Raw genomic sequence first — 19,098 nt, 5'->3', positions numbered from 1 at the left:
TAACTGTAGGCTTTTGCCATAACGCAATTCAATTACCTTTTGAACGCAGACTGTTTACATTATATGTCCTAACTCTCTTGGCGATTGCTATATCACTGGAGTCAGGACGTTGATTTTATCGCTTATGTTGGTACAGAAGGCTACAAATACTTACGTACAGTGGTATTTGAGGGTGGGCATGAAGCATTATTTCGTGATTTAAGTAAAATCCAAGTTGGACGTAGCACAACTGACCAATATGGAATTCGGATGATCGTTTTTGTAGATGATGTGCCGATTAAAACGGAAATTATTGCCGAAACTCGTTTTCAACTAGACCCACCAAGATATCCAAAGTGGTCAGTCGTTCCTTGCTTAAGCTTCAATGATTGTTTTACCTCTAAGCTGCTATCAAATTCTGACCGTTACGCCGATGACAGCGTTGAGGCAAGAGATTTAATTGATCTAGCAGTTCTCAGGCTGCAATCTCCAATACCTCAAGCATCAATTGAGAAGGCTGAAAAAGCATATCAGGTTATGCGCCTTTTGAAAAGAGCGATCGCACTATTTCAAGAAAGACCGGATTACAGGGAGAAATGCTTTCTCGGTCTACAAGTTGATCAAGCTCAGATACCCAAAATTATCGACGGTATTGATTTGCTATCTACAGATTTAGGTTTATCTGACACTCCAAGGACTTTTCAAGAACAACATGATATCTTTGGTGGTTTAGAAACATAAATTGAAAAACGAGCAGATTCTTAAACAGGTAGCGATGCCCAATGCCCGATGCCCAATGCCCAATGCCCCATGCCCAATGCCCAATGCCCCTAGATCCTTGAGGCTGTTTGTTTAGTACTGGCGGGTTCAACAGGCAATGGTTGAGCAGCTTTCAATACCACATCCAACAACCCTGGAAACAGCATCTCTAAATCTTCACACCGCAGGATATTAATGTGCTGTGTCCCTTCTCTACGTGTCAAGACTATCCCCGACTCCCGCAAAATCTTGAAGTGGTTGGACATAGTAGACTTAGCGATCGCAAAATCAAATTTGGCACAGCATTGTTCCCCCTCAGTCGCCAACAGCCTCACAATCTCCAACCGCACCGGATCACCCAATGCATACAACACGCTTGGTAAAGAAATATTTTTTCTATCTGGATGATAAAGGAATCTCATAGTTGCATTATCTCATCAAGTGGCATATATTTTTATTATTCGATATTATCGAATAATAGAATTAAGTAGGAAGGCAATTTATGTCATCCATTACAAACGTCACAGAAGCCACATTCAAGCAAGAAGTCTTGGAAAGTGAAATTCCGGTATTAGTGGACTTTTGGGCCCCGTGGTGTGGCCCTTGCCGGATGGTCGGGCCAGTCGTCGATGAAGTTGCTGCTGAACACGAAGGACAGGTGAAATTTGTGAAGTTGAACACAGATCAAAATCCTACTGTCGCTAGCCATTATGGAATTCGCAGCATTCCGACATTGATGGTTTTTAAAGGAGGTCGCCAGGTCGATACTGTCGTAGGGGCGGTTCCAAAAACTACCTTGAATAAGACCTTAGCACAGCATCTTTAATTTAAGTTAAGGGCATGGGGAATTGGGGAGCCAGTGCGTTGGGCGGGCAATGCCCGACTTGTTCGCTTTTAGCGTTCCCGCTTTCTTAGCAACTGGCGTCATCGGGCATTGGGCATTGGTTATTTCGCCTCTGCTCCCCAGTCCCCAGTGCCTAATCCCAGATCGTTTTGTTTCAAATAACGGGGAAAGAGCGAAATGGACTTGAAATTGCATGGTAAATCCGCCTTGGTAACTGGCTCAACCGCAGGTATTGGTTTGGCGATCGCTCAAGGGTTAGCTCAAGAGGGTGCATCAGTAATTGTCAACGGTCGGTCTGAAGAAAGAGTAGCTCAAGCGATCGCCAAAATTAAGCATTCTACACCCGACGCGAAAGTTTCTGGTGTTGTGGCTGACGTAGGCACTGCATCAGGGGTAGAGAAACTCATTCAAGAGGTTCCTGACGTTGATATACTCATAAACAATGTGGGTATTTATGAGGCAAAAACCTTCTTTGATATTACTGATAAAGACTGGTTAAACATATTTGAGGTTAACGTCTTCAGTGGAGTCCGTTTGAGTCGGCAATATCTGCAAAAGCAGCTAGAGCAAAACTGGGGACGGATAATTTTTATCTCCAGTGAATCTGCTATTCAGATCCCAGTGGAAATGATTCACTACGGCACAACTAAGACGGCACAACTTGCCATTGCCAGAGGTTTAGCAGAAATGACTATTGGGACTGGAGTCACAGTAAATTCAGTCTTACCAGGGCCAACTCGTTCAGAAGGTGTTGAAGATTTTATCAATAACCTGGCGCAGGAACGCGGTATTACTCGCGCTGACGTTGAGGCGGAATTTTTTCAAAATATGCGTCCAAGTTCCTTAATCAAACGCTTTGCAACTAATGAAGAAGTAGCAGCGATCATAGTTTACCTTTCTAGTCCCGTAGCATCAGCAACTAATGGTGCAGCTTTGCGGGTAGATGGTGGCGTTATTCGGTCGATTGTTTAGTTAATGTGCTTTGTAGGGGACTGGGGACACTTCGACATGGTTCGACTTTGCTCACCAGCCGCTCAGTGCATCGCTGGAGACTGGAGAGAAATAATTAATGCCCAATGCCCAATGACTAAAATAATTTGGAGACACAACCAATGAGTACTAATATCAACTTATTCTCTCCTTACCAATTAGGGAATCTGGAACTACCTAACAGGATAGTGATGGCACCCTTAACCCGAAATAGGGCAGGTCAGGGAAACGTGCCACATCAACTAAATGCTACCTATTACGTCCAACGTGCTTCCGCTGGACTGATTATTTCTGAAGCAACACAGGTAACTCCTGAAGGACAGGGCTATCCTGCTACACCAGGAATTCATTCACCAGAACAGGTGGAGGGATGGAAGTTAGTAACTGATGCCGTGCATCAGCAGGGAGGAAGAATTTTTCTGCAACTATGGCACGTAGGCAGGATTTCTCACCCTGATTTCCAACCGAATGGAGCTTTACCTGTGGCACCTTCTGCCATTGCTCCTAAAGGTTATGCTGCAACCTTTGAGGGGCCAAAACCCTTTGTTACTCCCCGTGCTTTAGAAACTTCGGAAATACCGCAGATAGTCGAACAGTACCGTCAGGGAGCAGCAAATGCCCTAGCGGCTGGGTTTGATGGCGTGGAAATTCACGCAGCTAATGGTTATTTAATAGATCAGTTTCTCCGGGATGGTACAAATCAACGCACAGATAAATATGGAGGTGACATTGAAAATCGTGCCCGATTCCTGTTGGAGGTGACAGAGGCGGTAACTAGTGTGTGGGATTCTAACCGAGTAGGGGTACGTTTATCTCCTAGTGGGACTTATAACGATATGCATGACTCCAATCCCCTAGAGACATTCGGTTATGCGGCTCAAGCGTTGAACCAGTTTAATTTAGCATATCTGCATATTTTTGAGGCAATAGAGGCAGACATTAGACATGGCGCGATAATTGTACCCACTAGTCATATACGCGATCGCTTTATAGGTACACTGATCGTCAATGGTGGTTATACTCGTGAAAAAGGCGATGCTGTACTGGCAAACAAAGCAGCAGATTTAGTTGCTTTTGGCACGTTATTTATATTAAATCCCGATTTACCCCGACGCTTCGCTTTGAATGCACCACTAAATCAAGCAGATCCAGCAAGCTTTTATGGTGGCGATGAAAAGGGATATACAGACTATCCATTTTGGTCAGCTGCGAACCAGCCAGTAGCTAAGGCGTAATTTTTCTCCTCTGAATAATTAAAACCCACTTTCCGCACTTTAAAGTATCAAATCCAACTGAGAAGTTTGAGATTTTCCCCAAATACAACAAAATGGTTGTGTAAATTGGTTGTGAATTATGAAAGATACTTTAGAAGAAGCGGAAATCAAAGAACGCGTGAATGATTGGCTAGCTGCATTTAGTGCAGGCGACAAACCCTTTGATTTTTCTGTCCTAGACAATCTTTACTGGCAAGATCAACAATTCCTCGCCTTCGATACCCTCTCACCACAGACCACTCGAATTCAAGGATGGCAATCCTATGAGGAGATATGGAAGCCCTTCATGACAGCAATAGCACAGTGGCAAGTTAAATCAGTTGGAGATATTCAGATATTTACAGGTGATAATATTACCGTGTCTGCTCTGATTTTTGAGAGTACAGCAGCCACCATAGCGAATGAGGCGGTTAAAATTACGGCTCATGCGACGCTTGTATGGCAAAAGCGAGAGGGACAATGGCGCATTATCCACGAGCATATCTCTAACCCAGTTAACATTGCCAATTAGAGAGGAACATAATTACAAAGAAGGCAGGAGGCAGGAGGAAAGAAGTATGAATAAAAACTGTCTTTTCTGGGTATAAAGCCTAGTTTAAAAAAAGAATTGTATCAAGACGCATAGCGCGTTACTGATCGGCACGAAGTGCAATACAAAGCATCACAGCCTAAGTCCCACGTTTTAAAACGTGGGTTCCGTAAGCTCGAACTGCCTTCTATCTCCTGCCTCCTGAAATTGCCCTGCTGTTTAACGTTCTCAATCACTTTAAATATAAAATCCGAAACCCTGTCATAACTCAACTATCAGGAGATTCTCATGAGTTCCATCACTCAAACCCAACCTTTAGATGTACCCAGTGCGATCGCTAAACGTCGTGCCATCAAAACTTTTAAAACAGACCCCATCACCCCAGAACTGCTCAAGCAACTAGTAGAGTTAACCGTGGCTGCACCCAGTAGCTATAATCTCCAGGACTGGCAAATAATTCTTGTGCAAGATGAAGCGCAAAAGGCAGCATTGTCAGCAGCATCTTTTAATCAACAGCAAATTGTTCAAGCACCTGTAACCTTTGTCTTTGCCGCCGATCCTAACGCAGGTGAACAAAACTTGGGCCCAATTCTAGAGCAGGGACTGGAAACTGGAGCATGGAATGAAGGTACGGTAAACTACTTTAAAACCGCCATCCCGCAATTTCAATCAACGCTGGGCGACAAGCGACGCGAATATGCGATCAAAGATGCCATCATTGCCGCTACCCATTTGGTGTTAGCAGCAGAAAGTCTGGGATTATCCTCATGTTTTATGAATGGTTGGATTGAGGATCAGGTAAAAGAAGTAATTGGTGCTGGAGAGAATTCAGATTTAGCGATCGCTGTTTTAGTTCCTGTCGGCTATGCAGCAGAACCACGCTTAAATCCAGGTCGTTTGCCATTCTCCTCCAACGTCTCTATAGACAGAATCGGTAATCCTTATGCAGGGTAGTTCTTTCTAAATTGGGAATGGGGAATAGGGAATGAGTCTTTGATACTCGCCAACGAGTCTTTTATACTCGTGAATGAGTCTTTGATACTCGCCGACGAGTGTTTAATACTCGTGAATGAGTCTTTGATACTCGTGAATGAGTGTTTAATACTCGCTAACAAGTCTTTTTTACTCGTGAATGAGTCTTTAATACTCGCCAACGAGTCTTTTATACTCGTGAATGAGTTTTTGAACCTGCTCCCCTGCCTCCCCTGCTCCCCCATCTCCCCCTGCTCCCTACTCCCCTCCAAACCATGTCCTTACCCTCCTTCCTAGCACGTCGTTCGTTCCACTATGGTTGGATCGTCGTGGGGTTAACATTCCTAGCCTTGCTAGTAGCAGCCGGAATCCGCTCTGCTCCCGGAGTTTTTATAGTGCCTCTCGAACAGGAGTTTGGCTGGAGTAGAGCAACTATATCTTTGGCAGTCTCTATTAACTTAGTACTTTACGGATTAATTGGTCCTTTTGCTGCCACAGTTATGGAGCGAATCGGCATTCGTCGGATGATGGTATTTTCACTTGCTATCATTGCGCTTGGTGTCGGTTTAACCACTTTAATGTCAGCAGCTTGGCAGCTAGTCTTGCTGTGGGGTGTAGTTGTCGGTAGTGGTAGTGGAGTTATTGCTCTGGTTTTAGGTGCTATTGTCGTCAATCGCTGGTTTTTGGAAAAGCGGGGTTTAGTTCTGGGGATCTTAACCGCCAGTACAGCCACGGGACAACTTGTGTTTCTGCCGATGCTGGCCTCAATCGCCGATCGCTTTGGATGGCGAACTGCGGCTCTGGCTCTGACTGGTGCTGCACTTCTAATTATTCCAGCGATCGCAGCCTTTATGCGCGATCGTCCGGCGGATATCGGTTTGCGAGCCTTTGGCGACAACAGCGAAACTGTGGAAGTGTTACAGCCGAAAGTCAATTCCATTACCTTTACTCTTAACGCCCTCTGGCGAGGAATGCGTAATCGAGACTTCTGGCTATTATTTGGTAGCTTTTTTATCTGTGGTGCAAGCACAAATGGGTTAATTGGAACTCATCTAATTCCTGCTTGTATTGACCACAATATACCTGAAGTCAAAGCTGCTGGGCTTTTGGCAATTATGGGACTATTCGATTTTTTTGGAACTACTATGTCCGGCTGGCTATCTGACCGTTGGAACAATCGCTACTTATTGTTTTGGTACTACGGACTGCGGGGTTTATCTTTGATTTTCTTGCCCTTTAGTTTTAACTTTTCCTTCTATGGACTTTCTATTTTCGCCGTCTTCTATGGACTTGATTGGATTGCTACCGTACCACCGACAGTACGTCTTGTTGCTAATGTCTTCGGTAAAGAAAATGTCGGCGTGATGTTCGGTTGGATTGTCGCAGGACACCAGGTTGGTGCAGCGACAGCAGCATTTGCAGCCGGAGTGTTGAGAACTTGGACGGGTAGTTATTTACAAGCGTTTATTTTATCAGGCGTTCTCTGTTTAATTGCCGCAGTTTGTGTACTGCAAATTGGTCAAACTCCCACTAAGGGTAATTATCTGGTAGAAAGGAATTTGTAGAGTCTGCGTAAGTCCTCATAACTTGCTTGTTAAGCTTATCCGTGGTTTGATTAAATACGGCATCTATATTAACTTATCGTAGTTTATTGACTGCTCAATTACCTGAATTAACTTGTCAGCCACAAAATAAATATAAAACTTTCCATGCCTATCCAAACTATTGGTATTTTAAGTCCAGGTGATATGGGACAAGCGATCGCAGCTGTTCTCAATCAACATGGATTAAAAACTATTGCCGCCCTAAACGATCGCAGCGAACGAACTCGGCAATTAGCAGCCGCAGCTAACATCCAAGATGTGGGTTCCCTCACACAACTGGTAATTGAATCTGATGTAGTGCTGTCAGTTCTAGTCCCCGCAGCCGCTACCCAAGGGGCGAAGCAAGTAGCTGAGGCGATCGGCAATGTGGGTAAATCAATTCTCTACGTTGACTGTAATGCGATCGCACCCCAAAAAGTTGTAAATATCGGTCAACTGATTGAATCAGTTGGGGGAACATTCGTAGATGCATCAATTATTGGCCCACCACCGCGAGTTCCCAATCGCACCCGCATTTACACTTCCGGAAAACAGGCCAGTCAACTCCTACAACTGCGAGATTATGGCTTAGACGTGCGGGTAATTGGTGATGAAATTGGTCAAGCTTCCGGGTTGAAAATGTCCTACGCCGCTCTGACAAAAGGACTTACAGCAATCGGCACAGAATTACTAATTGCAGCCCATCGTTTAGGTTTGGATAAAGAACTATGGGATGAAGTATCTAGTAGTCAAAAAGAACTTGCTAGCATCTTAACCCGTTCCATTCCATCAATGACACCAAAAGCCCATCGTTGGATAGGAGAAATGGAAGAAATTGCCGAAACCTTTAAAGAGTTGGGTCTAACTGAGCGCATTTTTGACGGAGCAGCTGACGTCTATCGTTTGGTGAAAGACACCTCCTTGGGTAAGGAAACACCAGAAGAGTCTAATCGCGATCGCCCCTTGGATGAAATCATTACAATCCTCTCCAATGAAACAAGTTCCGATACCTAATCTTGAGTATTTTATCGATAAGGTAAAAAGCGAGAATCTATGACTCAAGAGCAATGGACTGCGGTTGATCTTTACTTTACCGATCTGCTTGTGCCGCCAGACCCCGCGCTGGATAAAGCGCTCCAGACTAGCGCCGCCGCCGGATTACCGCCGCACAATGTTTCGCCAAACCAGGGCAAGCTGCTTTTGCTGTTGGCGCAAATCCAAAGAGCGCGAAGCATCCTGGAGATTGGCACACTGGGCGGCTACAGTACAATCTGGCTAGCGCGCGCGTTACCCAGCGATGGCTGTCTAATCACGCTGGAGGCAAACCCAAAGCACGCCGAAGTTGCTCGTGCCAATATCGCCTACGCTGGTCTGTCCGATATTGTTGACCTTCGCCTCGGACAGGCACTCTCTACACTGCCCCAGATTGCCGCCGAGGGTAACGCCCCATTTGACCTGATTTTTATCGACGCCGACAAGCCAAGCAATCCCGAATACTTCGCGTGGGCACTCAAACTTTCCCGTCGTGGTAGCCTAATCATCGCCGATAATGTCGTGCGTAACGGAGCGGTAATTGATGATGCCAGCAACGATCCTAGCGTTCAGGGGGTGCGTCGCTTCAACGAACTGCTCGCTTCTGAGCCGCGCGTCAACGCCACGGCAATCCAGACCGTGGGTAGTAAAGGATACGACGGCTTTGCGATCGCGATCGTCACCGCTGACCAATAGCCCAATACGCTTGGGTTAAGAAAATTTATCTGTTAAGGCAGGCAGGGGGGCAGGGGAAGCAGGGGAGGCAGAGGGAGAGAAAAAGCTTAACTCAACGGTATTGACCAATAGCCAAGATTCGTGAATTTATTGTTGAATTTTTAGACTTGCTTTTTGAGCTTGGATGTTTGCAAGTTCCTAAATAGCTTTCATTGGCAGACTGACAACAAATGTCGCCCCCTGTCCAATTCCTGGACTTTCAACCAAGACTGTGCCACCGTGTAATTCTACCAAGTGACGGACGATCGCTAATCCTAATCCTAGTCCGCCATGCGATCGCGTGCTAGAACTGTCAGCTTGACGAAAGCGTTCAAATACATGGGGTAGGAATTCAACAGCAATTCCCGCTCCCGTATCACTCACCCGAATTTGCACGTAAGATTCAATGCATTCTAATTGCACATCAACTCTGCCGCCCTTGGGTGTAAACTTGACAGCGTTGGAAAGCAAATTCCACACAACCTGTTGCAAGCGGTTGGCATCACCTACAACTACCTCTACTTTCGGGTCGAATTTACATTTGATGCTAATCTCTTTAGCCTGGGCTGCTAGGTACACAGTATCGATTGCCGCCTTAACAACTGATACAAGTTCTACCCGCTCCATACTTAAATGGAGTGTGCCTCTAATAATCCGCGAGACATCAAGGACATCTTCAATCAGTTGCGCTAGGGATATAGTGTTACGCTCAATTGTCTCTAGTGCCCGCCCAGTAGTAGCCTCATCAAACTTGCGAGTTCTAAGTAGCTGCGCCCAACCTAGTATAGCGTTGAGGGGTGTACGGAGTTCGTGGGAAAGTGTAGCGAGAAACTCATCCTTCATGCGGTTTGCAGTTTCGGCATCGGCGCGTGCTGCTTGTTCGCGTTTAAGCAGTTCTTCGCGTTCTTGCTCTGCTTGCTTGCGATCTGTAATATCAATCATAAATCCATGCAGTAGCTGCGGTCCATGTTCATCCCGCACCACATTCACAATGTCATACAGCCAGATAACTCTGCCATCAGCAGCCAACATTCTGTATTCAAATTCGTAATTATTCAGTGATAGAGAAGATTCTTGGCAATACTGAATAGCCCACTGCCGATCTTCTGGATGCATGTATTTTGCCCAGAAATTATCGGTGTACCAGTCTGACAATGGATAGCCGAGAATCTCAACAGTTTGTGGCCCTACGTAGGTAAAATTCCCAGTAGTAGCATTTACCTCCCAAGGAATCACGCGGACTTTTTCAGTGAGTGTCTTTAACCGTTTCTCGCTTTGTTTGAGAGCTGCTTCTGCTAACTTGTGAAGTGTAATATCTGTGATTAAAGCAACAAATCCTTCAACTTTCCTCTGCTGACTGAACTGGGGAATGTAAGTGACATTCACGTAATGATTTGTGCCATCTTTATGGGGTAACTGAGTTTCGTAAGTTACTTGCTCTCCTGAAAGTACCGCTTTTACATGAGGAAGAATCGACTGATAAACCGACTCTCCCAAAATTTCTCTAATGTGTTTACCAGAAATTTTGGAAACAGGAAGCCCAAACCAGTCTTCATATCCTTTGTTATTAAAACGATAACGCTGCTCCCCATCAACATAGCAAATCCGCACAGGCACAGCATTTGTAATTAAGCGCAGTTCATCTTCTTGTTGGCGGAGTGCTGTTTGTGCTCGTTTGTCTTCTGTGATGTCGCGTTGAGTTCCCCACGCTCTGACTAAAAGCCCATTTTCAACAATTCCCACCAGATTATTCAAAAAATATTTGGAATTACCTTGCTTATCTATTTCATGAGACTCGGCATCGATTAGTCGGTAGTTAGAACGGATAAAGTTACGCAGGTATGCAATATTATGTGGATCGGAGGCAACAAGAAAGTCTCCTAGTCTGACACCGATAATATCTTCGGCACGAGAACAGCCATACATCTGCGCCATAACATTGTTGCATTCTGCCAGGTAAACATATTGGTAAAAATGTTGAATTTGTTCATCTTCTGGACAATCTGCTGAAATTGGTACTTCCAGTTCGATGCACCAAATACCTTCTGAACTCTGCTCTAAAAAAGTGCGGTAGCGTTCTTCGCTTTTGGAAAGGGCAAGCTCTGCTTTTTTGCGTTTGCTTAAATCAATTACAAAAGAGATAATATCACCTTGGTTATTTTCTAACAAAGCAGAACTTAACAGGATAGGAACGCGGCTACGATCTTTGCGGATGTATTCGTTCTCAAAGGGTTGACACACGCCTTTAGCTGTGAGTTCTGCGTAGGCGTAGCCCGCCGTAGGCATCGCACTGTTGTTAGTTTCAATATATTCTGGTGGGATCATGTCGCGCCATCTGACTAGTCCTGCTAGCAAATCCTCCTGGGAATAACCTACCATTTCTAAAAAAGCATCATTAGCTTCTGCGATCGCCCCGTCCATATTGGCTACAATTACCCCAATAATGTTGGACTCTACCAACCTTTTAAATCTGGCTTCGCTCACCTGTAGTTTCTGCAAACTCGTTTGAAGATGTTGTTTGGCAGTGCGTAATTCTGAGTTGAGCAAGTTAATAATTGTTGTCACCAGCACAAACAAGCCTAAGCATAGTATGTTGTCTAGACTCACAACCAAGAGCGAAAACACTGGTTGTAAGAAAAAGTAACTGACAGCTAAAGTAGACAAAGCAGTAGCCAGTAACCCTGCTTCCATGCCGCCACACCAAGCACTAACCGCCACGGCAGCAAAAAACAGCAGGAAAATAGTTTGGTTCAGTAGTGACTGTAGCAATAGTGTTAATAGCAATACGCTACCAACAGCCAATAGTGCCACAGCATAGGGCGCTAGAAGGGAACGTGTTCCTTTCAATGTAGCTTCTCCTCTTATGCAGCTAGCTAAAGGATTATTCCCAAAATCAGCTATAAAATGCGACGCCGATAGCCAATACGCTTGGATTAAGGCTAAAACTCTTTATCAAAGTCAACTTTTTTAAGGAACCGCTCCAGGCGCAGAGAAGCCAGTGCGCCCTTGCGGTTCCCCGACTTGTATTCTTCTGGGGAAGCAAGCTAGCAAGAGCGTCTCCCCTTGGGAGAAGCAACTGGCGCGAAACAAAGAGAAAGAAAAAAATGCTTAACTGAACTGTATTGATGCTGATAGCGAGTTATCTAGCCTCACGAGCGTCAAAGCCCGTTATAAACATCGCTCAATACTTAATTATGTATTAGAAAAATACCCACTTAACAATTCAAAATTCAAAATTCAAAATTCAAGACATTTTGAGTCGGGGATTTAAACCCCGACTCAAAATATGCTACGTGTAGACGCAGGGGTCAATGGAAATAATTACCAATGCCCAATGCCCATGAAGCATGGCGAATGGAAATAATTAATGCCCAATGCCTAATGCCCAATGCCCAATGCCCAATACCCAACAATCATGGCTCGTACTCCTACATTAAATTTTGATCGTGGCACATTAATTTTGCATCCACCACCACGCGCTAAAGGTTGGATGGATTATGCTACGTGGGATGATAGAGTTGAAAAATTCCGCATTCCTGCGATTAGATACCGATCGCTAGTGGAAACACTACAAGCGGAAGATGTTAATTTTATCGATGAGGCAAAAGAATTTTATCCTGTAGATTTGGTTCCTACCCTGGAAATGGAACCCTATCCCCACCAAACTGAGGCGCTAGTGGCTTGGAAACTGGCAGGTAGACAAGGAGTCGTTGTGCTTCCTACGGCGGCGGGAAAGACTTATTTAGCGCAAATGGCAATGCAATCAACGCCACGCACAACGCTAATTGTAGTGCCAACTTTGGATTTGATGCATCAGTGGTATGCACATTTAGTAGCGGCTTTCCCCGATGCTGAGGTGGGATTGTTGGGGGGTGGTTCGCGGGATAGAACAGCTATTCTAGTTGCAACTTATGATAGTGCCGCAATCCATGCTGAGACGTTGGGAAATCAATATGGTTTGATTGTTTTTGATGAATGTCATCATTTACCGACAGATTTTAATCGAGTAATTGCTGAATATGCGATCGCACCTTATCGCCTGGGACTCTCCGCGACACCGGAACGCACCGATGGTAAGCACGCTGACTTAAATATCCTCATTGGTCAAGAAGTATATCGCAAACGCGCTGAAGATTTAGCGGGGAAGGCGTTAGCAGAACATGAAATTATTCAAATTAAGGTTAAGTTATCGCAACTTGAACGGGAAAGATATAACCAGTTAATTCAAACTCGCAACGACTTTTTGAAGCAATCAAAGATTTCTTTAGGGAGTCTGCAAGGTTGGCAAATGTTTGTGCAAAGAAGTGCGCGATCGCAATCTGGACGTAGGGCAATGTTAGCGCATCGAGAAGCGAAAGATATCGCTTTGGGTACTGATGGAAAATTGCGAATTCTGATTGATTTATTGGCAGAACATTATCCATCACGAATTTTGATTTTTACTGCGGATAATGCAACAGTTTACCGCATTTCTCAAGAGTTACTAATTCCAGCAATTACTCATCAAACTCCTGTGAAGGAACGCCATGAGATATTAACAAAGTTTCGAGAGGGTAAATATAATACTTTGGTTGCTTCTCATGTGTTGAATGAAGGTGTTGATGTGCCTGCGGCTTCTGTGGCGATTATTTTATCGGGAACGGGTTCGGCTAGGGAGTATACTCAGCGCTTGGGGAGGGTTTTACGGAAGGGGAATATTGAGAATAAACAGGCGATTTTATATGAGGTAGTGGCGGAGGATACGAGTGAAGAGAGGACTTCGGCTAGGAGAAGAGGACAAGGAGACAAGGAGACAAGGGGACAAGGTAATAAGAAAGGGAAGTTACAGGTTGTGTATGGGAGTGGGAAGGAACGGAGTTTGAAGGCTGCGGAACAGTTAGAAATTAATTATTCAACCGGAAGTTCAAAATCTAAAATTCAAAATTCAGATGTTACCGACAGATTTACTGATGCATCGCCAAAATGGGGAGGAGATCATCCCCAAGAGACTGAAGATTGATCGAGAAACTTCGGAGTTGGCGATTGAGTTAATTAATTATTTTCAATCAGCAGTGGGAAAGACTCAGAGTGTGCTTGAGCGACAATTGACTGATTTTGAAGGAGATTCTACAGATTATCGGGTGAAGCGGGGATTAGCTTATATTCTCAAAAGTAGTTTTTGCACTTTTGAGGTAATTAGTCCTCTAGAACCACAAATGTTAAGAGAACGAGTATTTTCTTTAGCTGCAAAGTCTGTTTCTAGTCGAGAATCAACACAAGTTACTTTGAGTAAAATTGCTGATGAGTTAACTCAAGAACTTGAGCGGGAAGTTTTATTGGAACAGGTTCGCAATGGATTATATGCTGATTTATCTGAAAATAAAATTTTGACTGTTTTTGATGCACCAATAGCACCAGATTTATTAAATAGATATAACTTATCTCAAGTGCAAGGTGTATTTTATAAAGCCAGTCAATTAGTGTTAAATGCTCACCGGAATGTTCCGGGAGAATATAAGTTGTTATTTCGCTATTTAAAATTGTTTCAATTAATGGCTTATATTGAGGGTGATGCTGACCACGGATTTACAATTACCATTGATGGGCCAACGAGTTTGTTTAGTCCTAGTACGCGATATGGGTTAGCGATCGCTAAACTTATTCCGGCTTTACTTCACGTTACTAAATGGAGTCTTTCTTCGATTCTCCAAACCCGTGACGCTTATACAAATACTTGGAAAACTGGACGTTTTACTCTCAATTCTGAATGTGGTTTAGTATCCCACTATCCACCAGGAAAGCCCTACGATAGTATGCTAGAAGCATCCTTTGCTGATAAGTGGGATGCCTTAAAAAGTGGCTGGGCGTTAGAGCGAGAAGTTGATTTGATCCCAATTCCTGGTAGCGTAATGATTCCTGATTTTCGCTTAGTGCATCCTGATGGACGTACCTTCTTGTTAGAAATTGTTGGTTATTGGCGACCAGAATATTTACAAAAGAAGTTTTCTCAGGTGCGGCGGGCTGGACGTGACGACTTAATTTTGGCAATTTCCGAGCGACTTAATTTAGAAAAAGCGGGAGTAAAATTAAATGATGTTCCCGCCAGAATTGTTTGGTTTAAAGATAAGTTATTGCCGAAAGCTGTGTTAGCTGTGATGGATTGATTAAGGAGAAATAAGATGAAAAGTATAGAAACAATTGCTACAGTTAGCAAAGATGGTAAGATTACAGTGCAATTACCATTGGATATTCCAGAGGGTGAGCATCAGGTGGTAATAGTAATTGATGAAAAGCCTTTGACTGAGGAAGCAGAAAGGAAAGAAAAGCGTCCTCCTTTAAACTTTCCTGTGGATAATTATGGTTATTGGCCTGAAAATCTTTCTTTAAGACGTGAGGATATGTATGGTGATTGGGGTCGCTAACTCTGTATTTTTGGATACGAACATCTTGGTGTATGCAAATGTCTCCGAATCTTCCTTTCACCAAGCAGCACTACAGGCTATTGAAAATTTTTATGACGCAGGAATTGAATTATGGATTAGTCGCCAGGTGTTGCGGGAATTCTTAATGACTCTTAGTCGTTCGCAAGCATTGATGAATCCCCGACCTGTTGCGATCATAATTGAGCGTACCCGATTTTTTCAAGCTCAATTTCGAGTAGCTGACGAAACCGCCCAAGTGACAGAAAGACTTTTATCTATAATGGAGCAAATTGCTATTGGTGGTAAGCAAGTTCATGATGCAAATATTGTTGCCACGATGCTAGTTTATGGCATTCCTCAATTACTCACTCACAACACAAGTGATTTTGTAAGATTTTCTCGGTTAATTACTGTGTTGCCGTTACAAGGTTAGATTGCTTGTTATTACTACTCGTGAAAGTTTACTTCACATTATGAAATACAGTTTTTTGGTAATTGTCCAATCCCACTGATTAACCCCAAACACTTCTGTGTTCCCAAAACTGGGCGACTCTTTTTTCCCACTGCTCCCAATAATCTTTGATAACTGCTGATTCAAACCAAAATATCTCAGCTGGCATTTCTGGAATCGCTACTACCAACAAAGCGTGCTTTAGCTGAATGCCATAATCTTGATAATACTTGTTAGCTGCTCCTATGTATGCCGTAAGTTGTAATGGATGTTCATATAAATGCTCAATAGAGCCTTTAGGTTTATCTGCTGTTTTCCACTCGCAAATACAGGGAATATCTTGATAGCTGGCAATACAATCAACTTTGCCAGAATAACCCAAATCATGATGAAAAACAGAGCCTTCTACAAGTCTAACTGTGTCGATTTGTTCTAAAACTGGCTTGATACTCTCCCAATAAGGGCGACTCGCTTCGGGACAAACAGGGTTTTGACCAAGGAGGTAGCGCTCAATTTGCTTGTGTGTTTGGGTTCCCCGACGACTAGCAGATGTAGTAATGCGGGTAGCTTCTTCTGTACCAACACGCGTTTTCCAGTTTGATAATCTGTCTCGGTCTGCTTGTGATTTGGTGGCATTAAGTATTGTAGTCACGCTGGGAAAGCGATTTCCCTTAGCATCTACATAATATTGTTTACCATTTTCTCTTTTGGATGTGGCATTAATGCGTGGTAGCAGTTGGGTATCATGCATCAGTTGGTGTGTTGACTTGAATGTGTGTGATATATTTCCGAAATAGACAGAGCTACATTTGTATCTCCAAGTGCAATTAACTATTTTATAATTATGGAACCTGTAACACTGACGGCGGCTGCGATCGCAACTCTTATTTTCTCAGAAGCCCTCAAAGAAGGAGGAAAAACTTTAGGAAAAGGTGTTTCAGAAAAAGTTGCTCAACTCTTGAATGCTATTCGTGAAAAGTTCCAGGCTGCGGGAACTGAAGGACTACTGATACGAGCGCAAGAAAACCCTATAGAGAAGAATACCTCAAAATTCCAAGATGAACTGGAAACACAGATGGAGGAAGATGAAGCCTTTGCCAACCGTTTACAGGAATTAATGACGCAGCTTAAATCAAATGAAACGATTAATCAAATTGTTATCAAGGGAGTTCAGGTAAAAGGTAAGGCTAAAGTAGGCAATATAGATTTGGCAGCCACTAGAGACGGTTCAGTGAATCAAGAAGCGCTGGTTGATTCTCAATTTGGCGACGATCTTGACCTTGGTAATGTGAACATGAAAGCCTAAAATCATGAACGATCGCCCTAACTCTGAGAAAATACAGCAGAGTGCGTTTGAAAATGTTCAAGCCCGCGATATCACAGTTGGGAGGATTACCCAGATTGTAAATCAGGGGAAAACTCCCGAAGCAAAAGGTTTTCCGGAAAATCTCCCCCTGAGTGGGGTGATGAAGTTTGTTGGACGTGAAGACGAACTGCAAACCCTTCATCAGATGTTGCAGGAAAATAATCAGCTAGCCATTGCTGCGATCGCTGGCATGGGTGGACTGGGTAAAACAGAACTTGCCTTACAATATGCAAAGGATCATCGTGAAAATTACAAAGGTGGAATTTGCTGGTTGTTGGCAAAGGCTGGAGATGTGGGTATTCAAATTGTGCGGTTTGCCAGAACGCAGCTTGACTTAAACCCACCAGAAGATTTGGATGTTTTCACACAAGTGCAATACTGCTTTCGGCATTGGTGCGAAGGTAATGTGCTGCTAGTGTTAGACGATATTCGGGAATATCAGCAGGTTTAGCCCTATTTACCCTCGTTATCTTCCCGGTTTAAAGTGTTGATTACCACGCGCCAATACTTAGGAACATCTATAAAGGAATTATCTCTAGATATATTGCAACCAGAAGAAGCGCTGGAGTTATTAAAGTCATTTTTTAAAGAAACACCACAGCGAATTGAGCAAGAATTGGCTGTTGCAAATCAGTTGTGTGAGTGGTTGGGATATTTGCCTTTGGGTTTGGAATTAGTCGGGCGATATTTGGCGCGAAAACAAGACATTTCTTTCACAGAAATGTTGCAGCGGTTGGAGAAAAAGCGATTAGAACAACCCGCCCTTGTTAAACCAGAAGCCGATATTACAGCACAAGGAGGTGTATTAACAGCCTTTGAGTTGAGTTGGCAGGAATTAGAAGACAGCGATAAGCAACTTGGCTGTTTGCTGAGTTTATTTGCCGTCGCACCTATATCTTGGAAGTTGGTGGAACAGTGTTTACCAGAGTCAGACGAAGAAGAGTTAGAGGAAATTAGAGATGATACCTTGCTGAAACTGCATTTGCTACAGCGTAAAGGTGAGGGAATTTACCAACTGCATCAGATGCTAAGAGAGTTTTTTCAATATAAGCTTACAGATTTAGAACAGGCAGAAGAATTAAAGCGAAGTCTTTGCAAGGTAATGGTAGCAGTCGCCCAAGATATTCCTTACTCGCCCACCCTTGAGCAAATCACCGCTGTTTCTAGCGCCATTCCTCATATAGCTGAAGTAGCGAATCATCTCATTCAATACCTCAGCGATGATGATTTACTTTGGCCTTTCGTCGGCAACGCTAAATTTTATAATGGTCAAGGTTTATATAACCAAGCTTTACCCTGGTCTGAACAATGTCTAGAAGTCACTAAAAAGCGCTTGGGTGAAGAACATCTAGATGTCGCCACTAGCCTCAACAACCTAGCCTTACTCTACCGTTGCCAAGGCAGATACAGCGAAGCCGAACCCCTTTTCATCCAAGCATTAGCACTCTGCCGTCAACTACTGAGTGAAGAACATCTAGATGTCGCCACTAGCCTCAACAACTTAGCAGAACTCTACGACTCCCAAGGCAGATACAGCGAAGCCGAACCCTTTTTGATCCAAGCATTGGCACTCAGGCGTCAACTGCTGGGTGAAGAACATCCAGATGTCGCCACTAGCCTCAACAACCTAGCCTTACTCTACCGTTGCCAAGGCAGATACAGCGAAGCCGAACCCCTTTTCATCCAAGCATTAGCACTTAGGCGTCAACTGCTGGGTGAAGAACATCCATTTGTCGCCAATAGCCTCAACAACTTAGCAGAACTCTACCGTTGCCAAGGCAGATACAGCGAAGCCGAACCCCTTTTCATCCAAGCATTAGCACTCAGCCGTCAACTGCTGGGTGAAGAACATCCAGATGTCGCCCAAAGCCTCAACAACCTAGCGTATCTCTACGACTCCCAAGGCAGATACAGCGAAGCCGAACCCCTTTTCATCCAAGCATTGGCACTCAGGCGTCAACTGCTGGGTGAAGAACATCTAGATGTCGCCACTAGCCTCAACAACCTAGCGTATCTCTACGACTCCCAAGGCAGATACAGCGAAGCCGAACCCCTTTTCATCCAAGCATTAGCACTCTGGCGTCAACTACTGGGTGAAGAACATCCATCTGTCGCCACTAGCCTCAACAACCTAGCGTATCTCTACGACTCCCAAGGCAGATACAGCGAAGCCGAACCCCTTTTCATCCAAGCATTAGCACTCA

Annotated in this window: 17 protein-coding genes and 1 pseudogene; 15 read left to right on the top strand and 3 right to left on the bottom strand. The window is 44.1% G+C overall.

Annotated elements, in window-relative coordinates:
• Positions 1-84 precede the first annotated feature (84 nt).
• Complete coding sequence (locus V7K56_RS19450; RefSeq protein ID WP_334912633.1) at positions 85-720, top strand: nucleotidyl transferase AbiEii/AbiGii toxin family protein; 636 nt, start codon at positions 85-87, stop codon at positions 718-720.
• 89 nt (positions 721-809) lie between these two features.
• Here V7K56_RS19450 and V7K56_RS19445 read toward each other — a convergent pair whose 3' ends face one another.
• Entirely contained in the window at positions 810-1,160 is a 351-nt protein-coding gene (locus tag V7K56_RS19445) for an ArsR/SmtB family transcription factor (protein ID WP_334912632.1), read from the bottom strand.
• An 80-nt stretch (positions 1,161-1,240) separates the two neighbouring features.
• Here V7K56_RS19445 and trxA point away from each other — a divergent pair, with 80 nt between their 5' ends.
• The 8 genes from trxA to V7K56_RS19405 all read left to right on the top strand — a co-directional run bounded on the left by trxA (position 1,241) and on the right by V7K56_RS19405 (position 8,658).
• Positions 1,241-1,564: a thioredoxin gene (trxA, locus tag V7K56_RS19440; RefSeq protein ID WP_334912630.1), complete on the top strand. Its 324-nt coding sequence runs from the start codon at positions 1,241-1,243 to the stop codon at positions 1,562-1,564.
• 195 nt (positions 1,565-1,759) lie between these two features.
• The gene (locus V7K56_RS19435) at positions 1,760-2,554 is read left to right on the top strand and encodes an SDR family NAD(P)-dependent oxidoreductase (RefSeq protein ID WP_334912628.1); all 795 of its coding nucleotides are present in this window, start codon (positions 1,760-1,762) and stop codon (positions 2,552-2,554) included.
• Positions 2,555-2,694: 140 nt separating this feature from the next.
• On the top strand, positions 2,695-3,807 hold the full coding sequence (locus tag V7K56_RS19430) for an alkene reductase (RefSeq protein ID WP_334912626.1): 1,113 nt from the start codon (positions 2,695-2,697) through the stop codon (positions 3,805-3,807).
• 118 nt (positions 3,808-3,925) lie between these two features.
• Positions 3,926-4,357: a YybH family protein gene (locus V7K56_RS19425; RefSeq protein WP_334912624.1), complete on the top strand. Its 432-nt coding sequence runs from the start codon at positions 3,926-3,928 to the stop codon at positions 4,355-4,357.
• Positions 4,358-4,663: 306 nt separating this feature from the next.
• Complete coding sequence (locus V7K56_RS19420; RefSeq protein WP_334912622.1) at positions 4,664-5,329, top strand: nitroreductase family protein; 666 nt, start codon at positions 4,664-4,666, stop codon at positions 5,327-5,329.
• A gap of 293 nt (positions 5,330-5,622) precedes the next feature.
• Complete coding sequence (locus V7K56_RS19415; protein WP_334912620.1) at positions 5,623-6,912, top strand: MFS transporter; 1,290 nt, start codon at positions 5,623-5,625, stop codon at positions 6,910-6,912.
• A 144-nt stretch (positions 6,913-7,056) separates the two neighbouring features.
• Positions 7,057-7,944 (top strand): NAD(P)-dependent oxidoreductase, encoded by an 888-nt coding sequence (locus V7K56_RS19410; protein WP_334912617.1) that lies wholly within the window; start codon positions 7,057-7,059, stop codon positions 7,942-7,944.
• A gap of 39 nt (positions 7,945-7,983) precedes the next feature.
• A complete protein-coding gene (locus tag V7K56_RS19405; protein WP_334912615.1) occupies positions 7,984-8,658 on the top strand; it encodes an O-methyltransferase in 675 nt (224 codons plus the stop codon).
• A gap of 177 nt (positions 8,659-8,835) precedes the next feature.
• On the opposite strand, the gene V7K56_RS19400 is transcribed toward V7K56_RS19405, so the two are convergent.
• Complete coding sequence (locus V7K56_RS19400; protein WP_334912613.1) at positions 8,836-11,523, bottom strand: PAS domain-containing sensor histidine kinase; 2,688 nt, start codon at positions 11,521-11,523, stop codon at positions 8,836-8,838.
• 568 nt (positions 11,524-12,091) lie between these two features.
• Here V7K56_RS19400 and V7K56_RS19395 point away from each other — a divergent pair.
• The 4 genes from V7K56_RS19395 to V7K56_RS19380 are packed head-to-tail and all read left to right on the top strand — an operon-like array spanning position 12,092 to position 15,510.
• On the top strand, positions 12,092-13,675 hold the full coding sequence (locus tag V7K56_RS19395) for a DEAD/DEAH box helicase (RefSeq protein WP_334912636.1): 1,584 nt from the start codon (positions 12,092-12,094) through the stop codon (positions 13,673-13,675).
• Positions 13,605-14,819, top strand: coding sequence for a DUF790 family protein (locus V7K56_RS19390; RefSeq protein WP_334912611.1), 1,215 nt, complete (start codon positions 13,605-13,607; stop codon positions 14,817-14,819). The genes V7K56_RS19395 and V7K56_RS19390 overlap by 71 nt, the downstream gene beginning before the upstream one ends.
• A gap of 15 nt (positions 14,820-14,834) precedes the next feature.
• Positions 14,835-15,077, top strand: coding sequence for a hypothetical protein (locus V7K56_RS19385; protein WP_334912609.1), 243 nt, complete (start codon positions 14,835-14,837; stop codon positions 15,075-15,077).
• Positions 15,058-15,510, top strand: coding sequence for a type II toxin-antitoxin system VapC family toxin (locus V7K56_RS19380; RefSeq protein WP_334912607.1), 453 nt, complete (start codon positions 15,058-15,060; stop codon positions 15,508-15,510). Before V7K56_RS19385 ends, V7K56_RS19380 begins: the two co-directional genes overlap by 20 nt.
• Before the next feature lie 79 nt (positions 15,511-15,589).
• On the opposite strand, the gene V7K56_RS19375 is transcribed toward V7K56_RS19380, so the two are convergent.
• Positions 15,590-16,279: a PD-(D/E)XK nuclease family protein gene (locus V7K56_RS19375; protein ID WP_334912605.1), complete on the bottom strand. Its 690-nt coding sequence runs from the start codon at positions 16,277-16,279 to the stop codon at positions 15,590-15,592.
• 93 nt (positions 16,280-16,372) lie between these two features.
• Between V7K56_RS19375 and V7K56_RS19370 the strand changes: the two genes are divergently transcribed.
• Both V7K56_RS19370 and V7K56_RS19360 read left to right on the top strand, forming a co-directional pair.
• Positions 16,373-16,834 carry a hypothetical protein gene (locus V7K56_RS19370; RefSeq protein ID WP_334912603.1) on the top strand — a complete coding sequence of 154 codons (462 nt, stop codon included), beginning with the start codon at positions 16,373-16,375 and terminating at the stop codon, positions 16,832-16,834.
• 160 nt (positions 16,835-16,994) lie between these two features.
• A pseudogene (locus tag V7K56_RS19360) lies at positions 16,995-19,098 on the top strand (tetratricopeptide repeat protein); the annotation flags it as partial.

Source organism: Nostoc sp., from assembly GCF_036917535.1.
In the GTDB taxonomy this organism is placed as follows: domain Bacteria; phylum Cyanobacteriota; class Cyanobacteriia; order Cyanobacteriales; family Nostocaceae; genus Nostoc.
Note: the sequence above shows the minus strand (reverse complement) of the source record. Positions and strands in the feature narration are given on the sequence as shown.

What these genes read in the sequence shown, in the direction of transcription:
- V7K56_RS19445 (WP_334912632.1), bottom strand. Translation starts at nt 1,160, where the DNA reads ATGAGATTCCTTTATCATCCAGATAGAAAAAATATTTCTTTACCAAGC.
- trxA (WP_334912630.1), top strand. Translation starts at nt 1,241, where the DNA reads ATGTCATCCATTACAAACGTCACAGAAGCCACATTCAAGCAAGAAGTC.
- V7K56_RS19435 (WP_334912628.1), top strand. Translation starts at nt 1,760, where the DNA reads ATGGACTTGAAATTGCATGGTAAATCCGCCTTGGTAACTGGCTCAACC.
- V7K56_RS19430 (WP_334912626.1), top strand. Translation starts at nt 2,695, where the DNA reads ATGAGTACTAATATCAACTTATTCTCTCCTTACCAATTAGGGAATCTG.
- V7K56_RS19425 (WP_334912624.1), top strand. Translation starts at nt 3,926, where the DNA reads ATGAAAGATACTTTAGAAGAAGCGGAAATCAAAGAACGCGTGAATGAT.
- V7K56_RS19420 (WP_334912622.1), top strand. Translation starts at nt 4,664, where the DNA reads ATGAGTTCCATCACTCAAACCCAACCTTTAGATGTACCCAGTGCGATC.
- V7K56_RS19415 (WP_334912620.1), top strand. Translation starts at nt 5,623, where the DNA reads ATGTCCTTACCCTCCTTCCTAGCACGTCGTTCGTTCCACTATGGTTGG.
- V7K56_RS19410 (WP_334912617.1), top strand. Translation starts at nt 7,057, where the DNA reads ATGCCTATCCAAACTATTGGTATTTTAAGTCCAGGTGATATGGGACAA.
- V7K56_RS19405 (WP_334912615.1), top strand. Translation starts at nt 7,984, where the DNA reads ATGACTCAAGAGCAATGGACTGCGGTTGATCTTTACTTTACCGATCTG.
- V7K56_RS19395 (WP_334912636.1), top strand. Translation starts at nt 12,092, where the DNA reads ATGGCTCGTACTCCTACATTAAATTTTGATCGTGGCACATTAATTTTG.
- V7K56_RS19390 (WP_334912611.1), top strand. Translation starts at nt 13,605, where the DNA reads ATGTTACCGACAGATTTACTGATGCATCGCCAAAATGGGGAGGAGATC.
- V7K56_RS19385 (WP_334912609.1), top strand. Translation starts at nt 14,835, where the DNA reads ATGAAAAGTATAGAAACAATTGCTACAGTTAGCAAAGATGGTAAGATT.
- V7K56_RS19380 (WP_334912607.1), top strand. Translation starts at nt 15,058, where the DNA reads ATGGTGATTGGGGTCGCTAACTCTGTATTTTTGGATACGAACATCTTG.
- V7K56_RS19375 (WP_334912605.1), bottom strand. Translation starts at nt 16,279, where the DNA reads ATGCATGATACCCAACTGCTACCACGCATTAATGCCACATCCAAAAGA.
- V7K56_RS19370 (WP_334912603.1), top strand. Translation starts at nt 16,373, where the DNA reads ATGGAACCTGTAACACTGACGGCGGCTGCGATCGCAACTCTTATTTTC.